This window comes from Mesorhizobium sp. C120A (assembly GCF_030323105.1).
Classification (GTDB): domain Bacteria; phylum Pseudomonadota; class Alphaproteobacteria; order Rhizobiales; family Rhizobiaceae; genus Mesorhizobium.
The window spans coordinates 5,716,988-5,743,845 of sequence record NZ_CP100476.1 but is presented as its reverse complement, the minus strand read 5'-3'; the positions used below and the strand labels follow the sequence as shown (position 1 = coordinate 5,743,845).

At 62.2% G+C, this 26,858-nt stretch carries 29 protein-coding genes; 18 read left to right on the top strand and 11 right to left on the bottom strand.

All coding sequences use genetic code 11. The features are described from left to right. The first annotated feature begins 21 nt into the window (after nt 1–21). Genes NL532_RS28135 through NL532_RS28120 form a run of 4 tightly spaced genes read left to right on the top strand, consistent with a single transcriptional unit; the run spans nt 22 to nt 3,150 of the window. A complete protein-coding gene (locus NL532_RS28135) occupies nt 22–876 on the top strand; it encodes a sugar phosphate isomerase/epimerase family protein (RefSeq protein ID WP_023827944.1) in 855 nt (284 codons plus the stop codon). Next, entirely contained in the window at nt 873–1,736 is an 864-nt protein-coding gene (locus NL532_RS28130; protein WP_023827945.1) for a PfkB family carbohydrate kinase, read from the top strand. Before NL532_RS28135 ends, NL532_RS28130 begins: the two co-directional genes overlap by 4 nt. After that, nucleotides 1,733–2,089, top strand: coding sequence for an FAD-dependent oxidoreductase (locus tag NL532_RS28125; protein ID WP_353654643.1), 357 nt, complete (start codon nt 1,733–1,735; stop codon nt 2,087–2,089). The genes NL532_RS28130 and NL532_RS28125 overlap by 4 nt, the downstream gene beginning before the upstream one ends. Beyond that, nucleotides 1,996–3,150 carry an NAD(P)/FAD-dependent oxidoreductase gene (locus tag NL532_RS28120; RefSeq protein ID WP_280799620.1) on the top strand — a complete coding sequence of 385 codons (1,155 nt, stop codon included), beginning with the start codon at nt 1,996–1,998 and terminating at the stop codon, nt 3,148–3,150. Before NL532_RS28125 ends, NL532_RS28120 begins: the two co-directional genes overlap by 94 nt. Before the next feature lie 176 nt (nt 3,151–3,326). On the opposite strand, the gene NL532_RS28115 is transcribed toward NL532_RS28120, so the two are convergent. Continuing rightward, a complete protein-coding gene (locus NL532_RS28115) occupies nt 3,327–4,421 on the bottom strand; it encodes a LacI family DNA-binding transcriptional regulator (protein WP_023827946.1) in 1,095 nt (364 codons plus the stop codon). Between the two features lie 213 nt (nt 4,422–4,634). Between NL532_RS28115 and NL532_RS28110 the strand changes: the two genes are divergently transcribed. The 10 genes from NL532_RS28110 to NL532_RS28065 all read left to right on the top strand — a co-directional run bounded on the left by NL532_RS28110 (nt 4,635) and on the right by NL532_RS28065 (nt 12,436). Beyond that, a complete protein-coding gene (locus NL532_RS28110; protein WP_023692311.1) occupies nt 4,635–5,477 on the top strand; it encodes an ABC transporter substrate-binding protein in 843 nt (280 codons plus the stop codon). A 94-nt stretch (nt 5,478–5,571) separates the two neighbouring features. Beyond that, entirely contained in the window at nt 5,572–7,122 is a 1,551-nt protein-coding gene (locus tag NL532_RS28105; protein WP_023827947.1) for an amino acid ABC transporter permease/ATP-binding protein, read from the top strand. 50 nt (nt 7,123–7,172) lie between these two features. After that, entirely contained in the window at nt 7,173–8,300 is a 1,128-nt protein-coding gene (locus NL532_RS28100) for an NAD(P)/FAD-dependent oxidoreductase (protein ID WP_023695155.1), read from the top strand. 187 nt (nt 8,301–8,487) lie between these two features. Continuing rightward, nucleotides 8,488–8,703, top strand: coding sequence for a hypothetical protein (locus NL532_RS28095; protein ID WP_023827948.1), 216 nt, complete (start codon nt 8,488–8,490; stop codon nt 8,701–8,703). Between the two features lie 13 nt (nt 8,704–8,716). Further along, nucleotides 8,717–8,962, top strand: coding sequence for a hypothetical protein (locus NL532_RS28090; RefSeq protein WP_023667758.1), 246 nt, complete (start codon nt 8,717–8,719; stop codon nt 8,960–8,962). A 173-nt stretch (nt 8,963–9,135) separates the two neighbouring features. After that, complete coding sequence (locus NL532_RS28085; protein ID WP_023707234.1) at nt 9,136–9,324, top strand: hypothetical protein; 189 nt, start codon at nt 9,136–9,138, stop codon at nt 9,322–9,324. A 132-nt stretch (nt 9,325–9,456) separates the two neighbouring features. Further along, a complete protein-coding gene (locus NL532_RS28080; protein WP_023686882.1) occupies nt 9,457–9,600 on the top strand; it encodes a hypothetical protein in 144 nt (47 codons plus the stop codon). A 10-nt stretch (nt 9,601–9,610) separates the two neighbouring features. Continuing rightward, nucleotides 9,611–11,377 carry a thiamine pyrophosphate-dependent enzyme gene (locus NL532_RS28075; RefSeq protein ID WP_023710085.1) on the top strand — a complete coding sequence of 589 codons (1,767 nt, stop codon included), beginning with the start codon at nt 9,611–9,613 and terminating at the stop codon, nt 11,375–11,377. Between the two features lie 23 nt (nt 11,378–11,400). Then, entirely contained in the window at nt 11,401–11,565 is a 165-nt protein-coding gene (locus NL532_RS28070) for a hypothetical protein (RefSeq protein WP_023710084.1), read from the top strand. 1 nt (nt 11,566) lies between these two features. Further along, complete coding sequence (locus NL532_RS28065; RefSeq protein WP_023707232.1) at nt 11,567–12,436, top strand: SDR family oxidoreductase; 870 nt, start codon at nt 11,567–11,569, stop codon at nt 12,434–12,436. A gap of 306 nt (nt 12,437–12,742) precedes the next feature. Here the strand turns inward: NL532_RS28065 and NL532_RS28060 are convergent, their stop codons facing one another. Both NL532_RS28060 and NL532_RS28055 read right to left on the bottom strand, forming a co-directional pair. After that, nucleotides 12,743–13,255, bottom strand: a complete 513-nt coding sequence (locus tag NL532_RS28060) for an OmpA family protein (RefSeq protein WP_023667764.1) — start codon at nt 13,253–13,255, stop codon at nt 12,743–12,745. Nucleotides 13,256–13,265: 10 nt separating this feature from the next. Beyond that, a complete protein-coding gene (locus NL532_RS28055; RefSeq protein WP_023682764.1) occupies nt 13,266–13,925 on the bottom strand; it encodes a L,D-transpeptidase in 660 nt (219 codons plus the stop codon). 1,009 nt (nt 13,926–14,934) lie between these two features. Here NL532_RS28055 and NL532_RS28050 point away from each other — a divergent pair. Continuing rightward, complete coding sequence (locus NL532_RS28050; RefSeq protein ID WP_023667766.1) at nt 14,935–15,099, top strand: hypothetical protein; 165 nt, start codon at nt 14,935–14,937, stop codon at nt 15,097–15,099. A gap of 198 nt (nt 15,100–15,297) precedes the next feature. Here the strand turns inward: NL532_RS28050 and NL532_RS28045 are convergent, their stop codons facing one another. Further along, nucleotides 15,298–15,897 (bottom strand): calcium-binding protein, encoded by a 600-nt coding sequence (locus NL532_RS28045; RefSeq protein WP_031202542.1) that lies wholly within the window; start codon nt 15,895–15,897, stop codon nt 15,298–15,300. A 412-nt stretch (nt 15,898–16,309) separates the two neighbouring features. Here NL532_RS28045 and NL532_RS28040 point away from each other — a divergent pair, with 412 nt between their 5' ends. Next, entirely contained in the window at nt 16,310–16,777 is a 468-nt protein-coding gene (locus tag NL532_RS28040; protein ID WP_023667769.1) for a hypothetical protein, read from the top strand. Between the two features lie 282 nt (nt 16,778–17,059). Here NL532_RS28040 and NL532_RS28035 read toward each other — a convergent pair whose 3' ends face one another. Then, complete coding sequence (locus NL532_RS28035; protein ID WP_245260390.1) at nt 17,060–17,317, bottom strand: hypothetical protein; 258 nt, start codon at nt 17,315–17,317, stop codon at nt 17,060–17,062. A 1,139-nt stretch (nt 17,318–18,456) separates the two neighbouring features. Here NL532_RS28035 and NL532_RS28030 point away from each other — a divergent pair. Further along, complete coding sequence (locus NL532_RS28030) at nt 18,457–18,681, top strand: hypothetical protein (protein WP_155922421.1); 225 nt, start codon at nt 18,457–18,459, stop codon at nt 18,679–18,681. Between the two features lie 255 nt (nt 18,682–18,936). On the opposite strand, the gene NL532_RS28025 is transcribed toward NL532_RS28030, so the two are convergent. From NL532_RS28025 to NL532_RS28015, 3 genes are all read right to left on the bottom strand, one after another. Continuing rightward, complete coding sequence (locus NL532_RS28025) at nt 18,937–19,485, bottom strand: hypothetical protein (RefSeq protein ID WP_023827951.1); 549 nt, start codon at nt 19,483–19,485, stop codon at nt 18,937–18,939. Between the two features lie 10 nt (nt 19,486–19,495). Continuing rightward, entirely contained in the window at nt 19,496–20,671 is a 1,176-nt protein-coding gene (locus NL532_RS28020) for a zinc-dependent alcohol dehydrogenase (protein ID WP_023682758.1), read from the bottom strand. A gap of 538 nt (nt 20,672–21,209) precedes the next feature. Beyond that, nucleotides 21,210–21,839 (bottom strand): TetR/AcrR family transcriptional regulator, encoded by a 630-nt coding sequence (locus tag NL532_RS28015; RefSeq protein WP_023827952.1) that lies wholly within the window; start codon nt 21,837–21,839, stop codon nt 21,210–21,212. Nucleotides 21,840–21,968: 129 nt separating this feature from the next. On the opposite strand from NL532_RS28015, the gene NL532_RS28010 reads away from it, so the two are divergent. After that, nucleotides 21,969–22,865, top strand: a complete 897-nt coding sequence (locus tag NL532_RS28010) for an NAD(P)/FAD-dependent oxidoreductase (protein ID WP_023686896.1) — start codon at nt 21,969–21,971, stop codon at nt 22,863–22,865. A 333-nt stretch (nt 22,866–23,198) separates the two neighbouring features. Here NL532_RS28010 and NL532_RS28005 read toward each other — a convergent pair whose 3' ends face one another. Genes NL532_RS28005 through NL532_RS27995 form a run of 3 tightly spaced genes read right to left on the bottom strand, consistent with a single transcriptional unit; the run spans nt 23,199 to nt 26,756 of the window. Continuing rightward, nucleotides 23,199–23,981 (bottom strand): alpha/beta hydrolase, encoded by a 783-nt coding sequence (locus NL532_RS28005; protein ID WP_348524257.1) that lies wholly within the window; start codon nt 23,979–23,981, stop codon nt 23,199–23,201. Nucleotides 23,982–24,022: 41 nt separating this feature from the next. Then, a complete protein-coding gene (locus tag NL532_RS28000; protein WP_245270158.1) occupies nt 24,023–25,471 on the bottom strand; it encodes an NAD-dependent succinate-semialdehyde dehydrogenase in 1,449 nt (482 codons plus the stop codon). Between the two features lie 58 nt (nt 25,472–25,529). Further along, nucleotides 25,530–26,756 (bottom strand): iron-containing alcohol dehydrogenase, encoded by a 1,227-nt coding sequence (locus NL532_RS27995; RefSeq protein ID WP_023745680.1) that lies wholly within the window; start codon nt 26,754–26,756, stop codon nt 25,530–25,532. Between the last annotated feature and the right edge of the window lie 102 nt (nt 26,757–26,858).

The window sequence follows — 26,858 nt, the reverse complement described above, 5'->3', positions numbered from 1 at the left end:
CAATTCCCGAAAGGAGCCTTCATGGCGCAGCTCGCTGCTCATCAGCTGATCGGAGCCAATTTCAGCTTCCAGCACTTCCCCTTCGATGAGGTCGCCAGGACGATCCGAGGCTTTGGCCTGCGCGAGATCGAGCTGTGGGGGATTGCCCAGCATCTGGACCTGTTCCACGCCACGGACGCACGTGTCGAATCCGTTCGCCGGGTACTCGCCGGCAACGAGCTGTCGGCCTGGTGCTTTACGCCTGAGCAGGTGTTGTATCCAATCAACATTGCCTCCGGCGACGCCGCACTGCGCCAGGACAGCATCGAGCGGTTTTGGCGTGCAGCCGACATCTGCGCGGCGCTTGGCGCCCGCTATCTCTTCCTGACGCCCGGCCGGGGCTACGAGAGCGAACCCCGGCAACCGGCATGGGACCGCGCGGTCGGTTCGATCGGCGAGATCGCCCGGCGCGCCGCCGCAAACGGGGTGCGCTGCCTGCTCGAGCCGTTGCAGCGGTTCGAGAGCAACCTCGTCAATGATGCGGCAGGCCTGCGCCAAATGCTGCACGAGGTGGGCGCTGAAAACATCGACGTCGTGCTGGACACTGTCGCCATGGCCACGGCCGGCGACACCGTGGCCGGCTATGTCGACCTGTTCGGCTCGCGTCTGGCGCATGTCCATCTGGTCGACGGCACACCAGGCGGGCATCTGGTGTGGGGGGAGGGCACGCTGCCGCTCGGCCACTACGTCAGCGAACTCGCGCGCCTGGGCTATGCCGGAAAGTTCACCTTCGAGCCGTTCGGCAACGGCTCCTACGCGCTCGATCCGGTAAAAGCCTGGACACGCTGCCTTGGCGCCATCGCGCCATACCTCAATTGCGCAACGGTGCCGGCATGACGTCGAAGAAGCTTATCGCGGTCGGGGACAATTGCCTTGATGCCTATTTGACCAACAACTTGATGACGGTGGGCGGCAACGCCTTGAATGTCGCGGCGCAATGGCGGCGCAACGGCTGGTCCGCGCGCTATTTCGGCGCCGTCGGGAACGATCCCGAAGGCGACGTGGTGCTTGCTGAACTGCAAGGTGCCGGCCTATCCCCGGACGACGTCGAACGGCGTCGCGGCGATACGGCCGTCACCTTGCTGCGCGATGAATCCGGCGACCGGAAGTTCCTGCACGAATCCTTCGGTGTGGGCGAAAACTTCATGCCGGCGCCCGCGCATTATGCGGTCATCGCCGCGGCCGACTGGGTGCATCTCGGCACCAACGCCAACAAGCACCTTGTTCAACGATTGGTGGCGGACCATGTGCCGTTCAGCATCGATCTATCGACCGCCCATATGGCGCTGCCGCTCGACGGTGTCCCGCTAGTGTTTGCGTCCGGACCGGACGATGTCGATGTTCCCATCGAGCCATCGCTGGGCGGGCTCAGGGCGGCCGGCGCAAGGCAGGTAGTTTTGACCTGTGGTCGACGCGGCTCCTACTTCGACGATGGCACGAATGTCGTGCATGCGCCGGCGACGCTTGTCGATGTCGTGGATACGTGTGGCGCCGGCGACAGTTTCATTGCCACCTTCCTCGCCGGCTTCCATTTCGGCGGCCTCGGCGCCCTGGAGGCATTGCACAGGGCGTCGATCGCGGCGGCGCAGACCTGCACCCATCTTGGCGGGTTTCCCCAGAGACCGCGTCCGATACCCGATTGGCTGCCAGCCAAATATGCCAGCTTCATTGTCGATGCGCAGGGAGCCCAAGCGTGAGTACAATTCGTTTGCGGCAGCCTGCGGTCGCGCTTGCATCTGACCGGTCGTTTTGGCTGCAGGACATTGCCGCCGCCCCTGCGACCGAGCCATTGCGAGGCGACGAGCGCGCCGACGTGGTGATCGTCGGTGGCGGCTATACCGGTCTGTGGACGGCGCTGCGGATCCTTGAACTGGCGCCGCAAACGCGGGTGGTGATCCTTGAAGCCGATCTATGCGGATCGGGGGCCTCGGGGCGCAACGGCGGTCAGGTCCATTCATGGTTCGCCGAATCGACCAGATCAGTGCGGTCGTCGGTCTCGAGGAAGCGCGCCTGCTGTGCGCCGACACGATGGCATCGATCGCGGAGCTGAAGACGCTGCAGCAAAACGGCACCATAGACATGGACCTGAGGCTGGACGGATGGTTGTGGACAGCAAGCTCCATTGCGCAGGAAGGCGCTTGGGAGACCGCCGTGGCCTTGACGGCGGCTGTTGGAGAAAACCGTTTCAGCCCGCTGACAGCCGAGGACATTCAACGCCGCACCGGTTCATCGGCCTCCTATGTCGGCGTGGTCGAGACCACTGCCGGCACGGTCCATCCCGCCAAACTTGCCATCGGATTGCGCAAGTTGGCACTGGCACGCGGCGTCATCATCCATGAGCGCAGCCCGGTCCTCGCCATCGAACCCGGCATGACATGCACGGTGCGCACGGCGCATGGCGCGGTACGGGCTGACAAAATCGTGCTTGCCGCCAACGCCTGGCTTTCCGCGCTGCCGGAACTGCGGCGGCATCTTTATGTGGTCGGCAGCGAGGTGATTGCCACTGCCGCCGTTCCCGAACTGCTCGACAGCATCGGCTGGCGCGACGGTGCCTCGATCTGCGATTCCCAGGCCCAGGTGCTCTACTACCAGCGCACCATCGGGGGCAGGGTGGTCTTCGGTCGTGGCAGCGGCAACGTCGCCTTCAGTGGAAATTTCGGCGCCAGCTTCAACCGCAGCCCGGAGCACGGCCGCGACAATATGCGAGAGCTGCATCGGGTCTACCCGTCGCTGCGCGGTGTGGCGATCGAATATGACTGGTCGGGGCCGATCGACTGCGTGCCTGAACACGTTCCTGTCTTCGACCACCTGCGCGATCATCCCAATATCTTCTACGGCATGGGATTCAACGGCACCGGCATCGCGCAGACGCCGATAGCCGGACGCATTCTGGCGAGCCTGGTGCTCGAGCGAAAGGATCGCTGGAGCGAAAGCGGTCTGGTCGGCATCGAGCGGCGCATGTCGCTGCCGCCCGAGCCTTTGCGTTATCTCGGCGCCAGACTTGTCCGCGCCGCGGTGCGCCGCAAGAACGAGGCCGAGATCCGCAACCGCAAGGCCGGCAGGATCAGCAGTCTTGTGGCGGCCCTGAAGCCAGGCAGGCGCAAGAAGTAGCCGGGCATCTGGCTCATCGTCACGCTCTTCAAACCATGAGCCGGCACGTGCCGTCCCGATGACGGTGGACGCGGCATTGCGATCAGGGTGTTTGCTGGGTGATCGACGTACATTCTTAAAGCGGAGTGCGTCGACCTTGTTCTAACGTATTCATGTGGGCCGTACCGCCGCCAGGCCTATGCTTGGCGCACTTGCGGCTTTCCATTTGAGGGCGGGCCAACGGATCCGCGTGCAATGATGGCGGTCGGCAAAACGAGCCTTTCCGCCGGGCGGGAATCTCCCTTCAATCGCCGGATGAGCAATTCCGCGACGCTCTTGCCAAGCGCGTAGACGGGCTGGTCGATAACGGTGATGGGCGGCGTGGTGACGCTCGTCCAGTCCGCATCATGGAAAGTGATGAGCGAAATGTCGTCGGGAACCCGCAGGCCGCGCTCGCGGGTCACCTTGAAGATCTCCAGCGCAATGACGCTGTCGGAGGCGAGGATCGCCGTCGGCCGATCCGGCGCCGACAGCATCTCGCCGGCAACCCTGCGCGTTTCGGTGGGGCTTGTCGCGCCAAGGCGAACAAAGCGTTCTGGCCGATCAAGTCCGGCCTCTCGGCACACGGTGAGGAAACCGTCGATGCGCTCACGGACCGACGAGGTGTAGATCTGCCCGAGATCGCGGTACTCGTGCCCTTCGGCGTCGACCGCGGTCACATAGGCGATGTTGCGGTGGCCGGCATCGGCTAGAAAGCGGGTCGCCAGCATGGCGATGCCGCGATCGTCGGTCGTGACCGTATCGACATCCAGATCTGCCAGCGCCCTATCCAGCAGGGCAAGCGGTCGGCCCGAGCGGTGGATATCGCGCAGGTGCGCGATGTCGCGCGATTCCGACGGCGTGACGATCAGCCCGTCGACGCGCTTGCCGATGAGCAGTTTCACGGCCGCCTTTTCCGCCTCGATCTTCTCGCCGGAATTGGCCAGGATGACGTTGAACCCGGCTGCCTTTGCCGCGTCGCTGATGCCGCGTACCGCGAGGCTGAAGAACGGGTTCTCGATGTCGCCGACAACCACGCCGATGATGCCGGAGCGGCCGGTCGTCATGCTGCGGGCGAGCTCGTTCGCACGATAGTCCAAGGCCTTGGCCGCGGCCATGACTTCCGCGCGGATCATGTCGCTGACGACGCCGTATCCGCCGAGCACGCGCGCGGCTGTCGCTTTCGAAACGTTGGCCGCGCGGGCGACGTCGCTGACCGTTATCGACGGGGTCTTGGGGGCGGTTCTTTTCATCGGATGACGACTACAAGAGTTGTTGACGGGAGGTCAACGTGGCGATAACGATTAACAAAGAGACCGGTCTCACGCAATATGAGACCGGTCTCTTTAAAAGGAGTGGAGCCGAGAGGCGTGACGGACCGTGATTTCGGCAAGGGCATGTCGGCGCGCCAGATGGCGGCTCGACGGAAATACCAAGAAGAACAGACCTTCAGAGTGGAGAAAGACATGAGCAGGAAAGAAATTCTCAAGTCGTTGATGTGCCCGGTCAGAACCGGCGCAATGGCTCTTATGGCGATGTGCGTCGGCGCCGGGCTGGTTTCAGGAGCGGCCGCCGCGGATGACAATCCCTATGGCCTCATTGATGCGAAGGTCATCAGCGTCGGAACCATGGGCGATGCCAAACCCTACGCTTTCACCCAGGCCGATGGGTCGTTCACCGGCTTCGACATCGAATTGTTCCGCAACGTCGCGAGCCGCCTTGGCTTCAAGCCCGACCAGGTGATCTTCACCGGCCAGGAATTCTCGGCGCTGATGCCTTCGGTTGCAAACGAGCGTTTCGATGTCGCGGTCGCGGCAATCGGCACGACGGAAGCACGCAAGAAGACCGTCGACTTTTCCGACGGGTATATCGCAGGCTATCTGTCCGTGCTTACTGCCGACAAGGCGATCACGTCGGCGGACGGGCTCAAGGGCAAACGTCTCGGCGTCGTGCAAGGCACGCTCCAGGAAATCTACGCGGCGAAGAATTTTGTCGGAACCGATCTCGTCAAATTCCCCGACAACAACTCCGCCGTTTCGGCGCTTAACAACGGAACCGTGGATGCCCACTTCCTCGATTACGAGGCTGCCAAGGACTATGGCGTTCGCTATCCGAACCTGAAGATCGCGGTCAATATTCCTTCCTTTGACGCGCCGGCCGGCTTCGTCCTGCGCAAGGGCAACGACAAGCTCCGCAATGCGCTGAACACCGCCCTTCACGCGGCCATGCAGGACGGCACCTGGAAAACGCTTTATGAAAAGTGGTTCCCCGGCTCGCCGATGCCCGACCAGTATCTTCCCAAGAAGTAGACCGTACCCGGCCGCTGGCTCTCATGCCGGCGGCCGGATTACGCCGCCGTCCTTGATGCGGACGATGTGAATAGCGCAACCGAAAGGGGGGCGAATGAACTGGCTCGAAAACCTGCGGCGCAGTTTCCTCGACTGGCAGGCCATGGCGGACGTGCTGCCCAGCATGATCACCATCGGATTGAAGAACACGTTGATCCTCGCCGCCGCGTCGACGGTGCTGGGTGTCATCCTCGGCATGATCCTGGCGGTCATGGGCATCTCGCAATCGCGCTGGCTGCGCATTCCGGCGCGGGTCTACACGGATATATTCCGTGGGCTGCCGGCGATCGTCACCATCCTGCTGATAGGCCAGGGCTTTGCCCGCATCGGCCGTGAAATCTTCGGCCCTTCGCCCTTTCCGCTCGGCATTCTTGCGCTGAGCCTGATCGCCGGCGCCTATATCGGCGAAATCTTCCGCTCGGGCATCCAGAGCGTCGAGCGCGGGCAGATGGAGGCCTGCAGGGCGCTCAGCATGAGTTACGGCCAAGGCATGCGCCTGATCGTGATCCCGCAAGGCATCCGCCGCGTCTTGCCGGCCCTCGTCAACCAGTTCATCGGCAACGTCAAGGATTCAAGCCTTGTCTACTTCCTCGGTCTGCTCGCCTCAGAGCGCGAGATCTTCCGTGTCGGTCAGGACCAGGCAGTGGTCACCGGAAATCTCTCGCCATTGCTTCTGGCCGGCGTGTTCTATCTCGTCATCACCGTGCCGTTGACCCATGTGGTCAACTACATCGACAACTCGCTGCGGGTCGGAAAGCAAAAGGCAGGCCTCGTTATCAGCGGCCTGGCCGAAGTGAGCGAACTGGAGGGCGCCACCGGCAGTGCACTTTCGGAGGCCGGCTCTGATGCCCGCTCAGCGCTGCCCCGCTTCAAGGGCGGCAGTCTCGCCATTACCGATCTCGACATGGCCTATGGCGACCTCGATGTTCTCAAAGGCGTCAGCCTGGCAGTCAAGCCTGGCACGGTCACATGCGTGATCGGCCCATCAGGTTCGGGCAAGTCGACCCTGCTGCGCTGCCTCAACCGCCTGGTCGAGCCCAAGGGCGGTGAGGTGTTGCTCGATGGTGCGAGCATCCTGGCGATGAAGCCTGAAAAACTGCGCCGGCGTGTCGGCATGGTTTTCCAGCAGTTCAATCTGTTTCCCGACCACACCGCGCTCGAAAACGTCATGCTGTCGCTGACCAAGGTAAAGGGGCTCCCTGTACAGGAAGCTGAGCGCATCGCCGAGGCGCGCCTTGCCGACGTCGGGCTTGCGACCCGCAAACACCATCGTCCAGGGAGCCTTTCCGGTGGCCAGCAGCAGCGTGTGGCAATCGCTCGTGCATTGGCGATGGACCCGGAGGTCATCTTGTTCGATGAGGTAACGAGCGCACTCGATCCAGAACTGGTGAAGGGTGTGCTCAACCTCATGGCGGATCTCGGCCGGCGCGGCATGACAATGGTCGTGGTGACGCATGAAATGGGCTTCGCCCGCAAGGTCGCCGATCAGGTCGTCTTCATGGATGAAGGCCGCATCATCGAGGCCGGCACGCCTGCCGCGATTTTCGACACGCCGAAAAGCCCGCGTCTGAAGCACTTCCTTGCCGAGTGCTTTGATCACGCATGAGCCCTTCAAGACGGCCGCCCAAACCAACCTCCACCAGTGAAAGATATCTCATGGCTGCATCACATCAGGTTTCCAAGGTCGTTGTTGTCGGCGGCGGCATTTTTGGCGTCTCCTCGGCCGTTCATCTTGCAAGGCTCGGCATCGAGACCGTGCTGGTCAATGATGGACCGCTCGCCAAGGGAGCTTCCGGCCGCTCGCTCGCCTGGATCAATTCGGCGCGCAGGCGCTCGGCTGAATATCATCGCCTGCGCATGATCGGTATCGACCGCTACCGCAGTTTGTCGGCGCGATGCCCGGATGCCGCCTGGCTGCGTTTCGACGGTGGCCTGACGTGGGATGCGGACGATGCCTCAAACGAGATCGCCGATGTCTTCGCTCACGAAAAACGTCTCGGCTATGATGCGCAGCATCTGTCCGCGGACGCCATAAGGTTGGTCACGCCGGGTGTCTGCGCAAGCGCTGTCACGCCTCAAGGCGCGATCTTCAACGCGGGCGAGGGCTGGGTCGACCTGCCGTCGCTGATCGAAATATTGATCGCGGAATTCGTGGAGCGGGGCGGCCAGGTGGTCACCGAGGCCGGAAGCGCTACCGTCACCGTCGCCAACGGCCGCGCCACCGGCGTCACCACCACCAGCGGGATCAGCTTCGCCGCCAACGCGGTGCTTCTGGCGACCGGTGCGGATGTGCCGCGAATGGTCGCCGTGGCCGGTCAGCGTATTGCCGATGGGACACCAATCGCGCTGCTGGTCAGGACCAAGCCAGTCGACTTGCCTCTACGCGCCGTGCTCAACACGCCGCGCGTCGCCATCCGGCCGACGCCTGATGGCGCCCTCGCGCTCGATTCTGCCTGGTCGGAAGAAGAGGTGGTAGTCAATCCGGACGGGACTTATCGCGTAAAAGCATCGACCATCCAAGGGCTTCTCGACGAAGCGTCGAATGTTCTCGACGGTCATCCGAAATTGGAATTGGAGAGCTACGGTGTCGGGCCCAAGCCGATCCCCGGAGACGGCGAGCCGGTCTTCGGCCAGTTGCGGGAGATCGAGGGGTATTACGTCGCCTTCAGCCACAGCGGCGCAACACTTGGCTTGATTGCCGGCGAACTGCTTGCAACCGAGATCGCCACCGGAACAGAGCACCCACTCCTTGCAAGCTTTCGACCGTCTCGATTTTCACTTTAGCCTGCCAATTCGCCTCGGAATGGGATGTAATGTGGCATGCTTGGAGTTTCGCTAGCCGAGACGGCGGCCGCATGGCCGCTTACGCGCACCTGACAAGCGAATATGTTCCGGAACATTTTCTCCACGTTGAAGTTGGACAGCGCCAGGACCGTCGTTCGTCCAAGCTCAACCAGCGCTGAGAAATTCCATGACCAACCAACACCCCAAGACTAAACAGCCCACGGACAAGGATCTGCGAGACAACCCGGGAATCGGCACCTCGAAGGGCGCGGTCAAGGGCGGCGATATGCTCGACGAGAACGATGCTCTCGATGGGGACAATACGTTCGAAGGCGATGTCGAGAACGACGTCGCGCCTCAGGGCGGCATCAATCCTGACCAGACCGGACGCACGAACAAGTAGGAGGCGCCTTGCCATGGCCGGCCGGAAGACCCACGAGCAGCAGCTGCGCATCATCGAAAAGCGCGAGAACACCAGCAATGCCGGCGACGATTTCAATGCCGAGGATGAGCTGAAGAGAACCAAGCAGGAGCGCGAGGCGCGGCAAGACGGCGCCAATCTGCGCGACGAGGGCGTGGAATTGACCGACAAGGACGATCGCCAGATGATCCGCGGCGAAAACCAGGAGAGCGAGCACCACAAGCGCAGGCAGGACGACTAAGCCTGTCGTCTTTAAGGCTATCGAGGAGCCATGCCAGACTACCGGCACGCCAGGCACCGCATGGTCGAGGCGCACATCGCCCGGCGCGGTGTGCGCGACGAACGAGTCCTTTCGCCACTGAGGCGGAAATCCCGCGCGAGAAATCGTCGACGAGGGGTGCGAGGAGTTCGCCTATGGGGACGGTCCGGGCGGCGTTGCGCTCTGGCTATAGGGACCTGCGAAGACGCGACCTGAACATCGGCCAGCTCTGCCGCGAGAGCTTTTGGCGATCAGACAGCCTCGGCCACTACATGCAATCCTCGGCCTCGCAGCAGTTCGATGCCTTCGTCTGTTCGATCGCACCTCGCCTGTTCAGCCGCTGACTGCCGAACAGCGCCTCATCGGGTGGTACTGACACGTTTGCCTTCGGCACCTGACTAGGCGGCCTTGCCTTCGGGCACGGAACATCTCACCGACTTTCTGGTTAGGCAGGCCGGATGTAGGGAGCTTTGCGCATGGCCACTAATTTGGAAGACGGCAAGACCGCTCAATCTTCCGACGAGTTGCATGGCGGCAATCGCGGCGGCAACAAAGACCAGCGTAAGACTGACAAGACCGCGAACAAGAGCAGCCAGGCGGCGGGATCCGCATCGCGGTAAGGACTGAGACATGCCGACCGCCGCGGACATCCTCATCGAGACGCTGATCGACTGGAACGTCGATATCATCTTTGGCCTGCCGGGCGACGGCATCAATGGCATCATGGAGGCGCTGCGCAAGCGGCAGGACCGCATCCGCTTCATTCAGGTGCGGCACGAGGAATCCGCGGCGTTCATGGCGTGCGCCTACTCAAAATGGACAGGCAAGCTCGGTGTCTGCCTCGCAACTTCCGGCCCTGGCGGCACACACCTCCTGACTGGCCTCTACGATGCCAAGCTCGACCAAGCGCCGGTGCTCGCCATTACCGGCATGCAGTTCCACGACCTCATCGAGACCTTCACCCAGCAGGATGTCGACTTGACGCGCGTCTTCAGCGATGTCGCCGTCTTCAACGCGCAGGTCTCCGACGCGGCGCATATGGAAAGCCTGGCCGGTCTCGCCTGCAGGTCGGCGCTGGCACGTCGCGGCGTTGCGCATCTGTCGATCGCCAGCGATGTGCAGGAGCACACGCTCTACCAAGCCAAGCGCTCGAAGCGCAACAAACCGTCGCATACGCCGGATCGTTGGTTCGAAGGAAGCAGGCTTCCCGACGAAGAACAACTTGCGAAAGCCGCCGAGATCCTGAACGGGGCGACGAAGGTCGCGATCCTCGCCGGTCGGGGCGCGCTTGGTGCCAGGCACGAGTTGGAAGAGACGGCGGAGCTGCTTGGTGCCCCCGTCGCAAAGGCCTTGCTCGGTAAGGCTGCCTTGCCCGACGATCACCCGCTGACGACTGGCGGCATCGGAATTCTCGGCACGCTGCCGTCGCAGGAAATCATGGAGGAATGTGACGCGCTGCTCGTCGTCGGCTCGACCTTTCCCTACATCGAATACTACCCGAAGCCGGGACAGGCGCGCGGGGTGCAGATCGAGCGCGACCCGCAGCGCATCGGCCTGCGCTATCCCGTTGAGGCCGGCCTTGCCGGCGATGCCGCCGTGACGCTGCGATTGCTGAACAGGCGCCTGAAGCGCAAGGATGATCGCAGCTTCCTCGAGAAGGCGCAGGCGGGCATGCGACGCTGGCGCGAGATGATGGCGCAGTCGGAGCAAAAGGCCGCCACTTCGCTCAAGCCCCAGGTGGTTACACGCGCATTTGGGAAACGATTGCCCGATGATGCGATCCTGGTTGCCGATTCCGGCCAGAACACCGAGATGGCGGCCCGCCATATCGAGCTGCGTGACGGGCAGGCCTTCGGCGTCTCGGGCGCGCTGGCCTCGATGGCATGCGGACTGCCCTATGCGATCGCCGCGGGCCTGGCCTTTCCCGGCCGGCCGGTCTTCGCGGTCGTCGGCGACGGCGGTCTCGCGATGCAACTCGGCGAGTTCTCGACGGCAGTTCGGTACCGGGTCCCACTCAAGGTGCTCGTGCTCAAGAACGGCATGCTCAATCAGATCGCCTGGGAGCAGATGATGTTCCTCGGTAACCCGCAATTCGCCTGCGAACTCCAGCCCATCGACTTCGCCATGGCCGCCGAAGCCATGGGCGGCATCGGCTACAGCGTCTCTCGCGCCGAGGAGGTGGAAGGTGTTCTCGACGCTGCCCTGGCTGCTGAGGGTCCGGTGGTCATCGAGGCCGTGGTCGACCCGTACGAACCGATGATGCCACCGAAGATGCCACCGGATTATGCGAGAAATTTCCGCAAGGCGCTACCGGATACCCCCGGACGCGCGGAAATCGAGGCGAATGTGGCGCAAGAGCCGCTGAGGTCGATGATTACCGCCGGCGAGAAAGACTGACCACACGCAAGAAGGAGCACGAGTTGAACAAGACCGACAGCGGCACCGCAAATCGCGGTTCGCCGGACCTCATGGGCGGCGACCAAGCGTGCAAGGCCGAGGAATGGGGCGGTGGCTCGAAAGCCGCCAAGGGACCGATCACGGAACCGGATCGACACAACCGCAACTCCAACCAAAAAAGGACCTGACATGCAGGATGCCCAGCAGAAATATCCTCAGCCGCCGCTTCCCGAACAGCAGCAGGACATGCCCGGCTACACCGACGAGATGGATCCACGGCCTGACCACGGGGAGGAGAGCTATCGCGGCAGCGGTAAGCTGACGGACCGCGTCGCGCTGATCACCGGCGCGGACTCGGGCATCGGCCGGGCGGTGGCTATCGCATTTGCACGCGAAGGCGCCGACGTCATCATCTCCTACCTTGAAGAGGACGAAGACGCGCAGGAGACGGCGCGCTTGGTCGAGGAAGCGGGGCGCAAGGCGGTGCTCGCACGCGGCGACATCTCGGACGAAATCTTCGCGCGGTCGCTTGTGCAGCGAGCTATCGATGAATGCGGGCGCCTGGACATCCTCGTCAACAATGCAGCCCACCAGGCGTCGTTCGAGAAGCTTGAGGACATCAGCGCGGAGGAATGGGATCTCACCTTTCGCACCAATGTCTATGCGATGTTCTATCTGTCCCAGGAAGCAGTGAAGCACATGGAACCCGGCTCGACCATCATCAACACATCCTCGATCAACGCGACCAGTCCATCGCCGGCACTGCTTGCCTACGCCACTACCAAAGGAGCGATCGCCAACTTCACCGCCGGACTTGCAGGACTGGTAGCTGAACGCGGCATTCGGGTAAACGCGGTCGCTCCCGGGCCGATTTGGACGCCGCTGATCCCGTCGACAATGCCCTCTGAGAAGGTCAAGGAGTTCGGGAAGAACACACCGCTCAAGCGTCCCGGGCAACCGGCAGAGCTTGCAGCGACCTATGTGCTGCTTGCCTCGGAAGGATCGAGCTACACCACCGGCGCACTCTACGAGGTCACCGGTGGACGGCCGATGCTTTGAGCGAGCGTACCTGCCAGCTCCACGGCGCCCACTCCCGGTAGCACACCGACATGTGGCGAGGCTCATGCGCGATCAGGATCGCGGACAACCGCCACGTCCGCAAACTGGTCGAGGCGGATGCCGAAGCCTCCCACCAGACCCTGAACCGGAGGTTGGTAGACGGGAAGCTGACTTCACTCCGGGTTCAACCGGAGCGTCAGCTTTCGGGGAGGGGCAAACGCTGGGTGAATGTCCCCGATAGGCGCATTGCAGCCATGCCGCCGTCGCGTTGTGAGACTGATTTGGCGACCAGCAAAACAGCAGCCTCTACGACTCGTCCCTCTCATCGCGCAAATTAGACACAACGCGGCGGTTCTGCGACCTGCAGGCGGAGTCGGGGCAGTCGCGGACCAGCCTGTCCTTGCCGTAGCCCTTGGCCCACATGCGGTTCCGGTCTATGCCGCCGGCGGCGAGGTAGTCCATCACCGCATCGGCGCGCTGCTGTGACAGCGCCGTTTCGCTTGCGCCGGGATCGTCGGCGAAACCCTGCAGCTTGAGCAGCCAGCGCGGATGCTTTGTCAACCAGGCGATCTGGGTGTCGAGGGTGGCCTTGGCGACAGAATCGAGCGCGGCCGAACCTTTCGTGAAGTAGGTGCGGCGGCCGACATTGAGGATAAAATCCTCCTCGCTGCCCGGCTGCACGTTCTGGAAGCCGGCAATCTCGGCGTTGGTGACGTCGGGCGTCGACGGGGCCAGCGTGTTGCTGGTCGAGCAGGATGTGGCCACAACCAGCAGGCCGGCGGCGAGCAGCCGGCGCGTGTTTTCAATCATGCGGTTCATGATGCGCCAATCATTCGACAGTGGTGGAAGCGGGCGCCTGGTCGGCGATGTGCGGCAGGACCTCCACCGCGGTGCCGATCGGGCACCGCTGGTAGAGGTCGATGATGTCTTCGGGGAACATGCGGATGCAGCCGCTGGAAGCGTCGGTGCCGATGCTCCATGGCTCCAGCGTGCCATGCAGGCGGTAGCCGATGTCGGCGCCGTCGCGGTACAGATAGAGCGCGCGCGGCCCGAGCGGATTGTTGGACGCGCCGCCTGCGATCATGGGCGGCAGGTCCGGTTTGCGCTCACGCATTTCGGGGGGCGGGACCCATTGCGGCCACAGCGCGCGGCGATCGATCGTCGCGCGGCCGTACCATTTGAAGCCTTCCTTGCCGACGCCGACGCCGTAGCGGATGGCAGTCTTGTTTTCCATGATGAGGTAGAGGAAGTGGTGGCGGGTATCGACCACGACGGTGCCGACCGGCTCGCTGCTGAAATACTTGACGATCTGGCGATGCCATCTCTTGTCGATCTTGGCGAAGTTGGTCTTGCGATAGACGAAATCGTTATCGCTGGCGGTACCGGCGAAAAAGGATTTTGCCCCCGCGGCTTGAACAATATTGCTGGTTCCACCGACCGCGACCAGCGCCAGACCGCCGAGCACGACACCCCTGCGTGATAAAACCATCGGCAATCCCCCATGCCTTAAGCCTGGCGAACCATAGTTGAGAATGATTCCGGCTCAAAGTGGAAAATGCTGCAGTGGGTGGGCCGCAAGCGGTCTGTCCGCTTGACGGCAAAATAGCGGCTGCCCGCCGGCTCACGCCGGCGGGCTTTTTTGTGCGGACGGGAACATTCTCGCTCCAAGGGTGTTTTGTCACACCCGGCTCGTTCTTCATCGGTCGTGCCGGTGACCAAGATGTCCCCTCATTCATCATGGTCGGCCCGCGCAGCCTTGACCGCACGCGCGGGCCATCCCATCACAAGGCCCGCTGGCTCACGCTGGCGGGTTTTTCCGCGTCCATGCGCCGACACTCATCTTCGCATGCCTGTCACAACGAGCCAGGCGGATTCCAGTATCCGCACGCGGCGAGGAGGACTTGCGACATGCCTCGCTGCGGGATTTTCGCGATGAGTCTACCTGGCTCCCGCTGAACGCCATGGCCTGACCACCGGGCGCGTTGGACGACCTTCAAGTCGAAAAAGCCCGCGGCAATCGCACCTTAGGCGAAGAGGCTTTGCTTTGTTGATGCAGTTGTCATCGCATCAATCGTGGGTAGCAACGCGGTTGTTGCGTGTTGTTGGAGAGATGGGGTTTCCCGAAAAGAATGAACATGCGCAGACAAAAGAAGCGAGCAGGATGGCCGTGAGTACATCTGCCAAATATCTATTACCTCATATGCGCTCGCTCCTCGGAAGGTGATCCCGCCACCCTCTCGACAGTGAAGATGCGGGATCTCAACCGGCGACAAGGGACTTCGATCGACGGTGGGTTTCCAATTCGGCGTCCGGCTGCGTGTTCCGCCGTTCGGGCTTCTTCCAACCGCAATCAGACGCAAGTCCTATCCCATAAGACTGATGGCCAAATTCGGAACATCCGCTGAAGCATTGCGTTCGGCAGCGTGAAACCCCAAGGCAAAGGATGACTAATCATGTCGAATTGCGAGACTGCAAAATCACATTCGTTAGGAAATCGCGTGGCTGATCTCACAGCCAAGATGCGTGAAGCGCAGATTGACGCGGGTGAAATGATGGCCTTCCACAAGGTTGCAACTATGTTGGAGGACAGCCAAGGACGTATCAATGGCGACGACTTGATCGCCGCATCCTTCGTTCTGCTGGAAGACCGAGCGCCCGAGTGACCTTGCGTTGGTCGGCTTCGATCGTTCCTCGATCAGCAATGCGAAGCCTTTTTTTCACGGCTGGCGTCTCGCGGGACTGCGGGAATAGCTCAAGCCTAAAGGGTGCTGGCCGGCCGCCTAACAGCCAAGAGACACCTCTTCGGGATCGGCCGCCACGCGCCCGCTTTGTCCGAGGGAGGGCATTCACTTTGAAGGCAGCTACGGCGTGTCCTCGCTATCAGTGCCATGCATGCTGGAGCCATGCATGAAGGACTGGATCTCGTCCGCATCGATCTTGCCGTCACCATTCTCGTCAATGCTACTGAACATCCTGCCCACCGCGCGTTGAACCTCGTCCTCGGAAACCGATCCGTCGCCATCGGTGTCCAACAGCCCGAACATCAGTCGCATGCCGGCACTGCGCATCAGCTGATGATGCCAGCGTCCAGCCATTCTGTGTCCACGATCGCGGCCACCGTGGTTCTGCCAACGGCCGCCATCTTCATCGTGGCGGTCAGCACCCTCGTTGCGATCGCCTTGATAGTTGCGACTATCTTCCTCGCGGAAACCTTCTTCGGAACCGCGATCCTGCTGCAGTCTCTCCCGGACAGCTTGCTCAACCATCTGGCGGATCATTTCGCGTGTTGGTGCATCCGCTTGTCCGGTCGCATCCGGCAACTGTCCGGCGGTCGGCGGTTCGGTTGCCGGAGCGGGTGCAGGTGTCGAGGGTGATGGTGTTCCGCTTGTCTGGGCGAGTGCGGGGGAGGTCAGGGCAATGAAAACGGCGGCCGCGGCCGTCTTGCTGTGTGGAAATCTCATGGCATGCTCCATCAGTGCTTTCGCTTGAAGGCCAAACTGGAGCTCGATGTGATTGTTCCCCGAAGGGATCAGGTCACGGCGAAGTTACTGAGGCATGCCCCGTCTGAGGTAGATCAGGGTCTCCGCCAGGGAATAATTCGGCTCTTCTTCCCTAGGCACAAGAGGAAGCCGGCGCCCATTTTTGCGGGCAATGAACGTTGGACATTCGGCCTCGCCAATTTTCTGCCAATCGATCATACCGACGCACCAATTCCCTCTGCGTCCTCTCCTTTCGTGGGACGGAAGCCGTTTCGACCGCACGCCGTCAATCGCGAATCCCGCGTCCATATGCTGCGCGGCCATGAAGCATATTTTTTATGTCACGGACCTCTGTCCGTCTGGACACGATGTTAGCCAGCGCTAAATCAGAGCAATGCGACGCCTACTGCTGGGACTTACAGTTTTTCTCTTTTGGACCACGTTGCTTCAGGCCGAGGCGTGGCAGCCCTTCGGCGTCCGACAGCTTGGCTTTAGTTTCGATATTCCTCCGAATTTCGTCCTGACCCAGAATTCGGAGCAGGGCGCGGCTTTTCAGGGCCCAAGAGACGCGTTTCTGGTCGTTTGGGGCGCGCGACTGGGCAAAGCAAGTTTTCGCGCCGAGATTGAACATCGCATGATCGAGGACGAAAAGGCCGGTTGGCGACTGACCTATCGGCGCCTAGCCCCGAAATGGGCCAGCTACTCCGGGGTCAAGAATGGCGAGATTCGCTACGTCCGTGCAATTATGGTCTGCAACCAGCGTGCTGCGCTTTTCACAATGAATTATCGGAAATCCGAAAAGAAACCGTATGACCCTGTTGTTGTGCGCATGGTCCGGTCCCTGAGAGCGGAAGGATGTTAGCCAGCAAAGAGCGAGGTTGCCGTACTGTGCTTCCCTCGGCTAAGGGCCAGCGGTCAACACGGCTCCCCAATAGCCCCGCCCAGTCACATGAAAGCAGGCACCGGCAGATATGCGGCCGAACGTTCTCACGCTGGCTCAGCCGCTCAAAGCCCATCACCGAAAAGCTGCTTAGTGCGGTCGCCAGCTAGAGCTACCACTGAGCCATTCCCGCTGCGGCTGGGTAGCGCCTCAGTTCCGTACGCGTTCATACCAAGAACGGGCGGGGCGAACGTCCTGATGGAGCTACGGCTGTAGAAGCGCGCCGCCAAACTGCGCCCACAAGCGCTCGCACTCTCTCGCCCTTAGGCTCGGGGTGCCGGGCGCGCCATAGAAGACCATGGCGCCGCGAATGTCGTATCCAAGCACCGAGGCGTTGGCCACGAACTGGATGGCTCTTCCCAAGCTGGTGATGCCGATGTCGACCTCAGCTTTGTTGGTGAGGTCGACCACGCCTACTATTTCCGCATTGGCGCTCCTGCCCGCCAAAACGGCCGTCGACATCGCATCATGCACGGCAAGAAGCATTTCGGTGAGTTGCCCGGTGGAAGGGCTCTACAAACGCTTAAACGTCAGGTTTGTTCCCAACTGGCCTTGGCGGCTTTCCGACGACCAAGAATGGGACTGCGACTACGCTCAATAGAATCACTGCGAACAGGATTGCCATGATTTCCGCGCACTGTATCGGATCACTCCGCGGCGAAGAAAACCCCGCAACATATCTCAGATAGCGGCGGGTGTTCGGCTGTAAGAACCAAACTGGGTCCCGCGGCCTCTCATGTGCGCGTAGTTGACATCGTCTGCTGGACCGAACGGTCAAGCCGAAGAGCCCAGTTCCTCTCAGCATCGAGCAGTTCATTCTGCTCAATCAAGCCATTCATAAACAGCCTGAGTATATGGGCAGCTATGCGCTCTCCGTTCTGCGAAGCAAGAGGTAGGGCGCGCTCTTTGCAGACCGTGTGACAAACCTGGGCGAGCATCTCAATCTCGCTTGGCCCCAAAAACCGACCCGGATACAACATACCGTTTTCCTGTTGGAGAGTTGGAATGGCTATCCATTACGCAGGGTCACCGGCAGCCACAATCAACTATGATAGTGAGATGTCGAGTCCCGGTGGAAAAAACAGTGAGGTCCCAAAAGTGGTCGCGCTTGTCTCCGATTGACAGATGCCTCGACGCTACACCGACCAGCGCTACCGCACCCGCTTCATCGACGCGGCTTTGCAAAGGCCTATGACCAGTTCGCTACCAGCTGCCGGACCGCCCAGGCGAGCATGCCGCCGGCCATCACCGAAAGCGCGATGTCGTGGATGAGCCAGCCTTTTCCGTATACATCCAGTTGTTACGCTGCGCATCTGCTTCGGTTCGAAAACTCGCCGCGAGCCTGGCGTGCTCGCGTGTCCGGGCCGAAAACGCCTTCACAGCCCATATGTTGATAACGACATTGATGAGGCTGCCGCCGACCTCGTTGGCATAGGATGCTTCCCGGCAAGGGCATCGACCAATGCCCCGGGGCCGACCAGCACGAACCTGCGGGGGCTTTCCCGGAACAAAGCGTCGACGATCCGGTTCGGCAGGGAAGCGGCCAAAATTCATGCCATCGGAGATGCCGAGGCAGATGACAGATGGAAGGGAAGCTGAAGATGACGAAGTCTCGCGACCGCACCGTTCCCGGCGACGGCAAGATCGAAACCGGCCCGAACACATCTCCGCAACAGGATCCGGCAGAGGGGTCGCGCGAGACAATCGATCGCGAACTCGAGCGGACAGACGACGATAATAATTCCGACGAAGCGGAACGCTTGCGCCGAGACCTGCGGAAAGGGGTGGCGGAAGAGACCGAGCTTCCCGAACGCGGCTCGGCCTGAGGATCGCCGGAACCTGGCCAAGGTAAGAGACATGGAAGGCTAGACGCCTGGTCGCATCGCTGCTTGCTTCCTGCCTTTAACGCACCGGCCACACAACCATGCGCGGCGGTGATCCAGGGGACGGCGAGAACGGCCACTCGACGGTCCACTCTGTTCCAGCAAAGTCGGCTCGCCGAGAGCAACCACCTCTGGCGTTAGGGCCCGACGAGATGCCACCTGTCCAGGTCGCATGGCGCCAGGGTTCGGAAATCTCTATCAGGCTGCGCCGGCCTCCTGGCTGCGCTGCGAGCGGGCGCGGTCGCGGGCTGCGGCAGTGCCTCCGGGAAAGCCGCTTCGATCGCTGTAGTCGCGTGGCTTGGTCCTGCTCCGAGAGTGGCGCGCGGTCACGCTTTTCGCACCGATGATGTCGAGCAATGTGATGCCGGCGACCATGGCAAGCGCAAGGGCTACATTATCGCGCTTTGGGTTGCCATGCCGATATGCTGTCAGCAATGTCGCGATATCCAGGCCGTCGCCGGCCACCCGGCTCCAAAGCCCGGCCTGCTTGTCCACTGAAAGCGAGAGTATGCCGCTGCTTATTTCCCGCGCCCCATAAGCGCGGATCAGATCTTCCTTGCCGCGCATGCCGAGCGCGCCGGCAATCCGTTCGGCGCCAACCAGCTCGGCGACGCCAAGCGCGATGCTGAACCAGCCGAGCTTGCGGGCAAGGCCATCGGAGGCCGCGACCGCACTCTGCCCAGTCTTCAGCACTTTGGGATCGCCAGGCGATCGGGTGATGTTGGTAAGTTTGGCAATCACGTTCATGACGATTTCCCTACGGTTTCAGTACAACCTTGATGCAACTGTCCTGCTTGTCGCGAAACACCTTGTACATCTCGGGTCCCTGCTCGAGCCCCACGGTATGGGTGATGACGAAGGATGGGTCGATCTGGCCATCTTCGATGCGGCGCAACAGATCCTCGGTCCAACGGTTGACATGGGTCTGCCCCATTCGGAAGGTGAGCCCCTTGTTCATTGCCTGTCCCATCGGAATCTTGTCGACCAGCCCGCTGTAGACGCCGGGGATCGAGATCACGCCGGCCGGCCGGCAGACATAGATCATCTCACGCAGAACGTGCGGTCGATCATTTTCCATCAGCATCAACTGCTTTGCGCGATCGTAGACGGTATCGGGCTGGGCCAGCGAGACGTGGCTTTCCATGCCGACGCAATCGATGCACTTCTCCGGGCCCTTTCCGCCGGTGAGTTCCCGCAGTCGTTCGACGACACTTTCCTCGGCGAAATTGATGGCGATGGCGCCGCCGGCCGCGGCCATGGAAAGCCGTTCCGGCAGGCAATCGATCGCCACCACCTGTTTGGCGCCGAGCAGCAGGGCGCTGCGTATGGCCATCTGCCCGACTGGGCCGCAGCCCCACACCGCAACCGTATCGGTGGGCTCAATGTCGCACTGTGCCGCCGCCTGCCATCCGGTAGGAAAAATATCGCCGAGGAAGAGAACCTGCTCGTCGGTAAGGCTGTCAGGCACCTTTACGTGCGTGGCATCGGCGAACGGCACACGCATGTATTCCGCCTGTCCCCCGGGATAGCCGCCGGTCAAATGAGTGTAGCCGAACAGACCCGCGGTGGTGTGCCCGAACACCTTGTCACCGAGATTCTTCTTGCGGTTTGTGCGTTCGCAAACCGAAAAGTTCTGTCGCTTGCACTGGTCGCACTCACCGCAGATTATGGTGAACGGCACGACGATGCGGTCTCCCTCCTTCAGAGCGCCGTTGACGCCCTTGCCGACCTCAACGACCTCTCCCATCATCTCGTGGCCCATGATGTCGCCGGGCAGCATGGCTGGCACATAGTTGTGGTAGAGGTGAAGGTCGGAGCCGCATATGGCACAACTCGTCACCTTGATGATCGCGTCACGTTCATCCTCAATTTCCGGGTCCGAAACCTGATCGCAGCGTATGTCTTCCTTGCCGTGCCAGACCAACGCTCGCATAGCTTGCTCCTATTTTCGCAAGATCTGTGGGTAGGGACCTCGCGCCTGTCCTAAGCGGGCCGATGCCTGGTTGGATCGACTGTGCCGCTGCTTGTCGAACCACAGGGGCGGACCGATGTTCCGGGAGCTCGAGAGAATTTTTGGGCCGTTCCAGACCCGCACCTTGGAAGGATCTGTCGCGGGCACCAGCGGCCTTCCCCGGGGCGCGTCGGGCACGAGCCGCTGGAGCCCGACCCACGAATGGACGTACTCAAGTGTACCAAAAACGTTCCGTCCGCAGGTGTCCCTTCGCGGCGATCGACACCTCATCTGCTCGATTCTCGCGGCCATAACCGGCATTCTCTTCCTCGCCCTCACAGGTCGGCGGAGGCGCTCAAGGGTCAGCGCTGTGTGACCGGAGCAGGTAGGAGATGCCGCTCACCGGCGGGCGCGCAGTCCGACCCCGACGCGATCGACACGAGGTGGATGGGCGCCATCGCGACGGCGGCTCTAGCGGAGTATTTCGCAGAATACAATGATTAGCGGGCAGGGCAGACTGCTAGCCGTGCGCAGCCATGAACATGGCGACGGCCGACCGGCAATAGGATTCGATTTCGTTGTCGTCCGCCGCTCTCGCCTCATCGAAGCGTGCGATAATCAAAAGATCGGATCCTTTGAAAAGCGCGGCAAACAAGCGGGCGGACCGGAGAGGATCGGGCACGTTCAGAACCGCCTTCGCGTGCAACTGACGCAACAGGACCTCGATTTGGGCGATGACATGGGCGGGGCCGGCTTCGAAATGGAGCTTGCTTAACGACCTTGGATTCGTCTGGTCGGCCATGACCATGGCTTCGACACTGCGGACGTCTGATCTCAACAGCGTCCGAAGCAGGGATGATCCCACCGCCATGAGCTGATCTTCGACCGAACCGCCGACGCCTTCAAGAAGGGCCAGTGGCGCAAACAACTGATGGCAGCCGGCCGAGATGGCCGCGCTGAACAGCGCCTCCTTGTTCTCGAAATGCCGATAGATGCTGAGCTTGGATATCTTCGCCCGCTGGGCGACCTTGTCCAATGTGGTCGCTTGAAAACCCAATTCCACAAAGAGTTCGGACGCAGCGTCGAGTATCGTTTGGCCAAGCGCCTCGTTGGCGGGCCGGCCGCGCCGGCCCTGGCTATTTTCGGTCACGACAATTCCAGTCCTTGACAGTATCCAAATTCTCGGATTACGATACCATGTAGTTTCTGAAATGCGCAAGCCGATGGGTAGGTTTCAACCAGGTCCAACCAGCCCCTCATCCACAACACGGAGCCCATCATGGATGACGTCATCATCATCGGCGGCAGCTTTGCCGGTCTCGCCGGCGCCCTGCAACTCGGCCGTGCCCGCCGTAAGGTCACCGTTCTCGATACCGGCCTGCCGCGCAACCGCTTCGCCGGCCACTCGCATGGCCTGCTCGGCCACGATCACAAGCCACCGCTGGACATCCTGGCCGAGGCGCGGCGGCAGCTGGCGCGCTATCCCACGATCAAGCTGGTCAATGCCCGGGCCGACAGCCTCTCCGGGGCCATCGACGATTTCTCCGTCCTCACTGGCGATGGCGGAAGCCTCGGCGCGCGCCGGCTGATCCTGAGCTATGGCGTCGCCGACCAGATGCCTGATGTTCCGGGCTTTGCCGAAGGTTGGGGCACGTCCATCGTGCCCTGCCCCTATTGCGACGGCTTTGAAGTCGCCGGCCAGCATTGGGGCCTCGTCTGGTCCGGCCCACAGTCGACGAATCAGGTCAGGCTGTTCCACGATTGGACCGACAGGTTGACGGTCTTCGCTGATGGTCACGACATTCCGCCCGATATCCGGGCCGGTCTGGCGCGCCGCAACATACCTGTCGTCGACGGCCGGATCAGCGAGATCGCCCATCACGGGGGGCATAACGCCACCGTCAAGCTCGATACCGGCCCCAAGGTCGCGGTCGACATCCTGTTCGCGCATCCGCGCAACAAGCCGTCCGCAAGCCTGCATGAATCACTGGGCCTCGCCACGGTCGATACGCCCCTCGGCGTAATCCTCAAGGTCGACGAGCGCCGCGAAACCAGCATGCCCGGCATCTACGCCGCGGGCGACCTCGCCAACCCCCTCACGCCGCCATCGGTCACCCTGGCAATATCGCACGGCGCGACGGCGGGCATCTTCGCCCAGCAGTCGATGCTGGTGTGAGAGCGCAGATTCCCTTCTCCGGGGTGCCGCGGGCTATCATATTCTGAAGGTTGCGGGCCGGTGTTGCGGAACGTCGGCCCGCTCTCCGCTGAAGGGCGTCTTTGGCCGGCCAGCCTTGAGAACTCAACTGGGCTGCCTGCATGACGGCGATCGCCGACATCGGTTATCAAGCTCAATCACGCTGGAAAGCATGAACCACGTCGACGTCGACATCGCCGGCGGGCTTACGGTATGGCGACCGGTGGCGGAAGATTTGCCACCGCTGTCGGCACCTCGATGCTGCGACGCTACTTTGAAGAACGGTCGCGCCCAGCAGCGCTTCTGGCGGAAGTCTCAGGCGGCCACGACGCGGGCCAGCAGTGACGCGGCCTCGGTACCAGCCAAGCCAAGGTCACGGACGCTGCTCATGTGATTGGCCCCACCAAGGGTGGTGCACGAAACAGTCAGTCCCTGTGTGTCAAGGTGGTCCGTGAAGAGTGCGGCCTGGCTGTGGAACGGCGGCGTTTCATCGGCGCCGACCGAGATATCTACGCCCACGGATGGATCGAAACTGTGGTCGATCGGCGAGAATCGGCGGGCCTCCTCGTCGGTGATCGCGATCTCCGCGGCAAGGAACGACATCTGCAATGGCTTCAGGTCGTAAAGGCCGCCAAGCAGCAGCGCAGCTTTGATGCCGGAAGGCCGCTCGTCACCGTCGAAAAGCATTGTTGCCAGATGCGCACCGGCGGAATGACCGCTAACGGTCAGCAGGCCGGGATTGCCGCCATGGTGTGCGACATTGTCAAATACCCATCGCTTGGCGCGGCGCACCTGGTCGACGATCCTGGCCATCCTGACGGTCGGCATCAGCGCGTAGTCGACAATGACCGCGATCGCGCCTGCGTTCGTAACGGTCTCGGCGACGTAGGAATAGTCGCGCTTGGAGAACATGCGCCAATAGCCCCCGTGGATGAACATGTGCACCGGCAGGCGGTCCCGTTTGCCCTCGGGAAAGAACAGATCCATGGTTTCGGTGGCGTCAGCCCCGTAGGCGACATCGGCGACCATGGGAACGTTCGCCCTGGTCTCCTCGCTTCTGCGAACGATCTCGGCGACCATGTCGTCGAACTCGACCACATGATCGCGAATGCGAAACGGATCTTTGGCGGGATGTCCGCTCACAGGGTCACGGCGATGTACTTGGCCTCCATGAACTCGGCAACGCCATGCTTCTGGCCGCCTTCTCGCCCCAACCCGCTTTGCTTGACTCCGCCGAAGGGCGCCGCCGGATCCGACATCAGGCCGCGGTTGAGCGCGATCATGCCCGACTCGATCTTTGATGCCACGCGCATTCCTCTGGCCAGGTCGCGCGTGTAGATGTAGGCCGCGAGACCGTATTCTGTGTCGTTGGCCTTGGCGATGACCTCCGCCTCGCTGTCGAAGCGACTGATCGGCGCCACGGGACCGAAGATCTCCTCGTGAGCCATGGCAACGTCGGCCGGCACGTCCTTGAGCACCGTTGGCGGATAGAAAAAGCCTCTGCCTTCAGATACGCCGCCGCCACACAGGATTTTGGCGCCGCGGGCAACGGCGTCCTGCACAAGCCGGTCGATCTTGTGCACAGCCTTCCTGGTGATCATCGGCCCGCATTCTGTGTCTGAGTCTGTGCCCGGGCCCAGGTTGAGTGCCGCCATGCGTTTGCTCAAGCCTTCCGCGAAAGCATCATGGATGCCGGCCTGGACGTAAAGCCGGTTGGCGGCCGTGCAGGCTTCGCCGGCGTTGCGCATCTTGGCAACCATCGCACCGTCGAGGGTTGCTTCCAGGTCGGCGTCGTCGAAGACGATGAAGGGTGCGTTGCCGCCAAGCTCCATGGAACAGGAAATGACGTGCTTTGCGGCTTCGGCCAGCAGCACGCGCCCGACGCCGGTCGAGCCGGTGAAGGACAGCTTTCGCACGCGCGGATCGGCCAGCATGGCCGCCGTCACCGGTCCGGGGGTCGAGGTCGTCAGGACGTTGACGACGCCGGGCGGCACGCCGGCTTCCTCGTAGAGCGCCGCAAGCGCATAGGCCGTCAGCGGTGTCTCGCTGGCGGGCTTCAGGATCACCGTACAGCCGGCCGCCAGCGCCGGAGCGATTTTACGTGTCGCCATGGCGGCTGGGAAATTCCATGGCGTGATGAGCACGCAAATGCCGATGGGCTGGTAGTCGACAATGATCCGGTTCGCGCCCGAGGGTGCAAGGCCGAACTCGCCGCTGATGCGGACCGCCTCCTCGGCGTTCCAGCGGAAAAACTCAGCGGCGTAGGCGACTTCACCGCGCGCATCGCGCAGCGCCTTGCCGTTCTCCAGCGAGATCAGCGCAGCCAACGTCTCCGCCCGTTCCGTCATCAGTTCGAAGCAGCGTCGCAGGATTTCCGATCGCCTGCGTGGCGGGGTCTCGCGCCAGCCGGCCGCCGCCTTCGCGGCCGCGTCGACGGCGGAGGTGGCGTCGGCGAGCGTGGCGTCGGGAACCGCAGCGATCACGGCTTCGGTCGAGGGATCGACCACTTCGATCACGCGACCCTCCGATGAAGGCCGCCAGCGTCCGCCAATGTAGAGACCGTGCGAGACCGTGGCGTAGTCGAACATATCTTGATCCTCGTCGGATATGCCTGCGGCAATGTTCATTGGATGAACTCCTGGTCGGTCACATCATGGTGGCGGACATGTCGCCGTCATAGGCAGCCCTGACCAGCTGTCGCATCGCGGCAAGGTCGAACGGGCGGGGATTGTTCTTGATCAACCGGTCGATGCCCAGCGCCTGCTCAGCCGTCCAGTCGATCTTGTCTTCGGGAAGACCCAGTTCGGCCAATGTCGGTGTGATGCCGATGGCGCCAAACAGCCGGCTCACCTCACGGATGGTGGCGTGCGCCAAGGCATCGGCGCCGCCGCCCTGAAGGGAAAGGCCAAGAGCAGTGCCGACTTCCGCAATCTCCGCGGCTGCTGCGGCCAGATTGTAGGTCATCACATAGGGCAGCATGGTGGCCACTCCCAGGCCATGCGGGGTGTGGGTAAGCGCGCCGACGGGATACTGCACCGCATGGGCGGCGGCCGTTCCCGCCGTACCGAAGGCGCAACCGGCGGCCAGCGCTCCCATCATGACGTCGGCTCGCGCATCCTCGTCCGATCCGTCGCGATATGCCTTTTCGAGACTGCGGCCGAGCAGCCTGATGGCCAGAAGCGCGAAATGGTCGGTCAGAGCGCTCTTGCCGATGAACACGTGCTGTTGCGGCAAATGAGGGTCCGCGCCGCGTTTGGCCGCTGTGAAGGCCTCGATTGCGTGCGTCAGCGCGTCGGCGCCGGCGATCGCCGTCAAGGACGGTGGACAGGTCACCGTCAGATCCGGATCGCAAAGCGCCACTGCTGCGATGAGATGCGGACTGGCGATACCCACTTTCAGCGTCCGATCCGGGTCGGAGATCACGGCGACGGGGGTCACCTCGGAGCCTGTTCCAGCCGTCGTCGGCACTGCGATCACCGGAAGGGTAGGGCCGGGTACCTTGAACTCGCCATAGTAGTCCTCGAGCTTGCCGCCATGGCTGAGCAGAAGTGCAGCGCATTTGGCCATATCGAGGCAGCTGCCGCCCCCGATGCCGATCACCATGTCCGGCTTGAAATCTTTCGCTTGCGCAATGCAGGCGGCGACGCTGTCGCGCGGCACATCCGGCAGCGTTCGGTCGAAGACCAACGTCTCGATCGCCGCGTTGTGCAAGCCAGCGAGAATCTCGGCGAACTGCGACGTCGCCGCGAAGCGCTCATCGGTACAGACGAACGCGCGGCGCCCATATTTGGCGGCGATGGCAGGCAGGACATGGCGCTGGCCTTTGCCGAACAGAATCTCGCTCGGCAGGCGCGCCGCTGCAAACAAGCTCATGCACAAGATCCTGCGAAGACGGGTTGGAAGCCGACAGGCTTGGCTTCGTGCCAGAGGCCGACCTCGGCGCTGCAGGTCATGATCATGCGATGCCCTCTAATA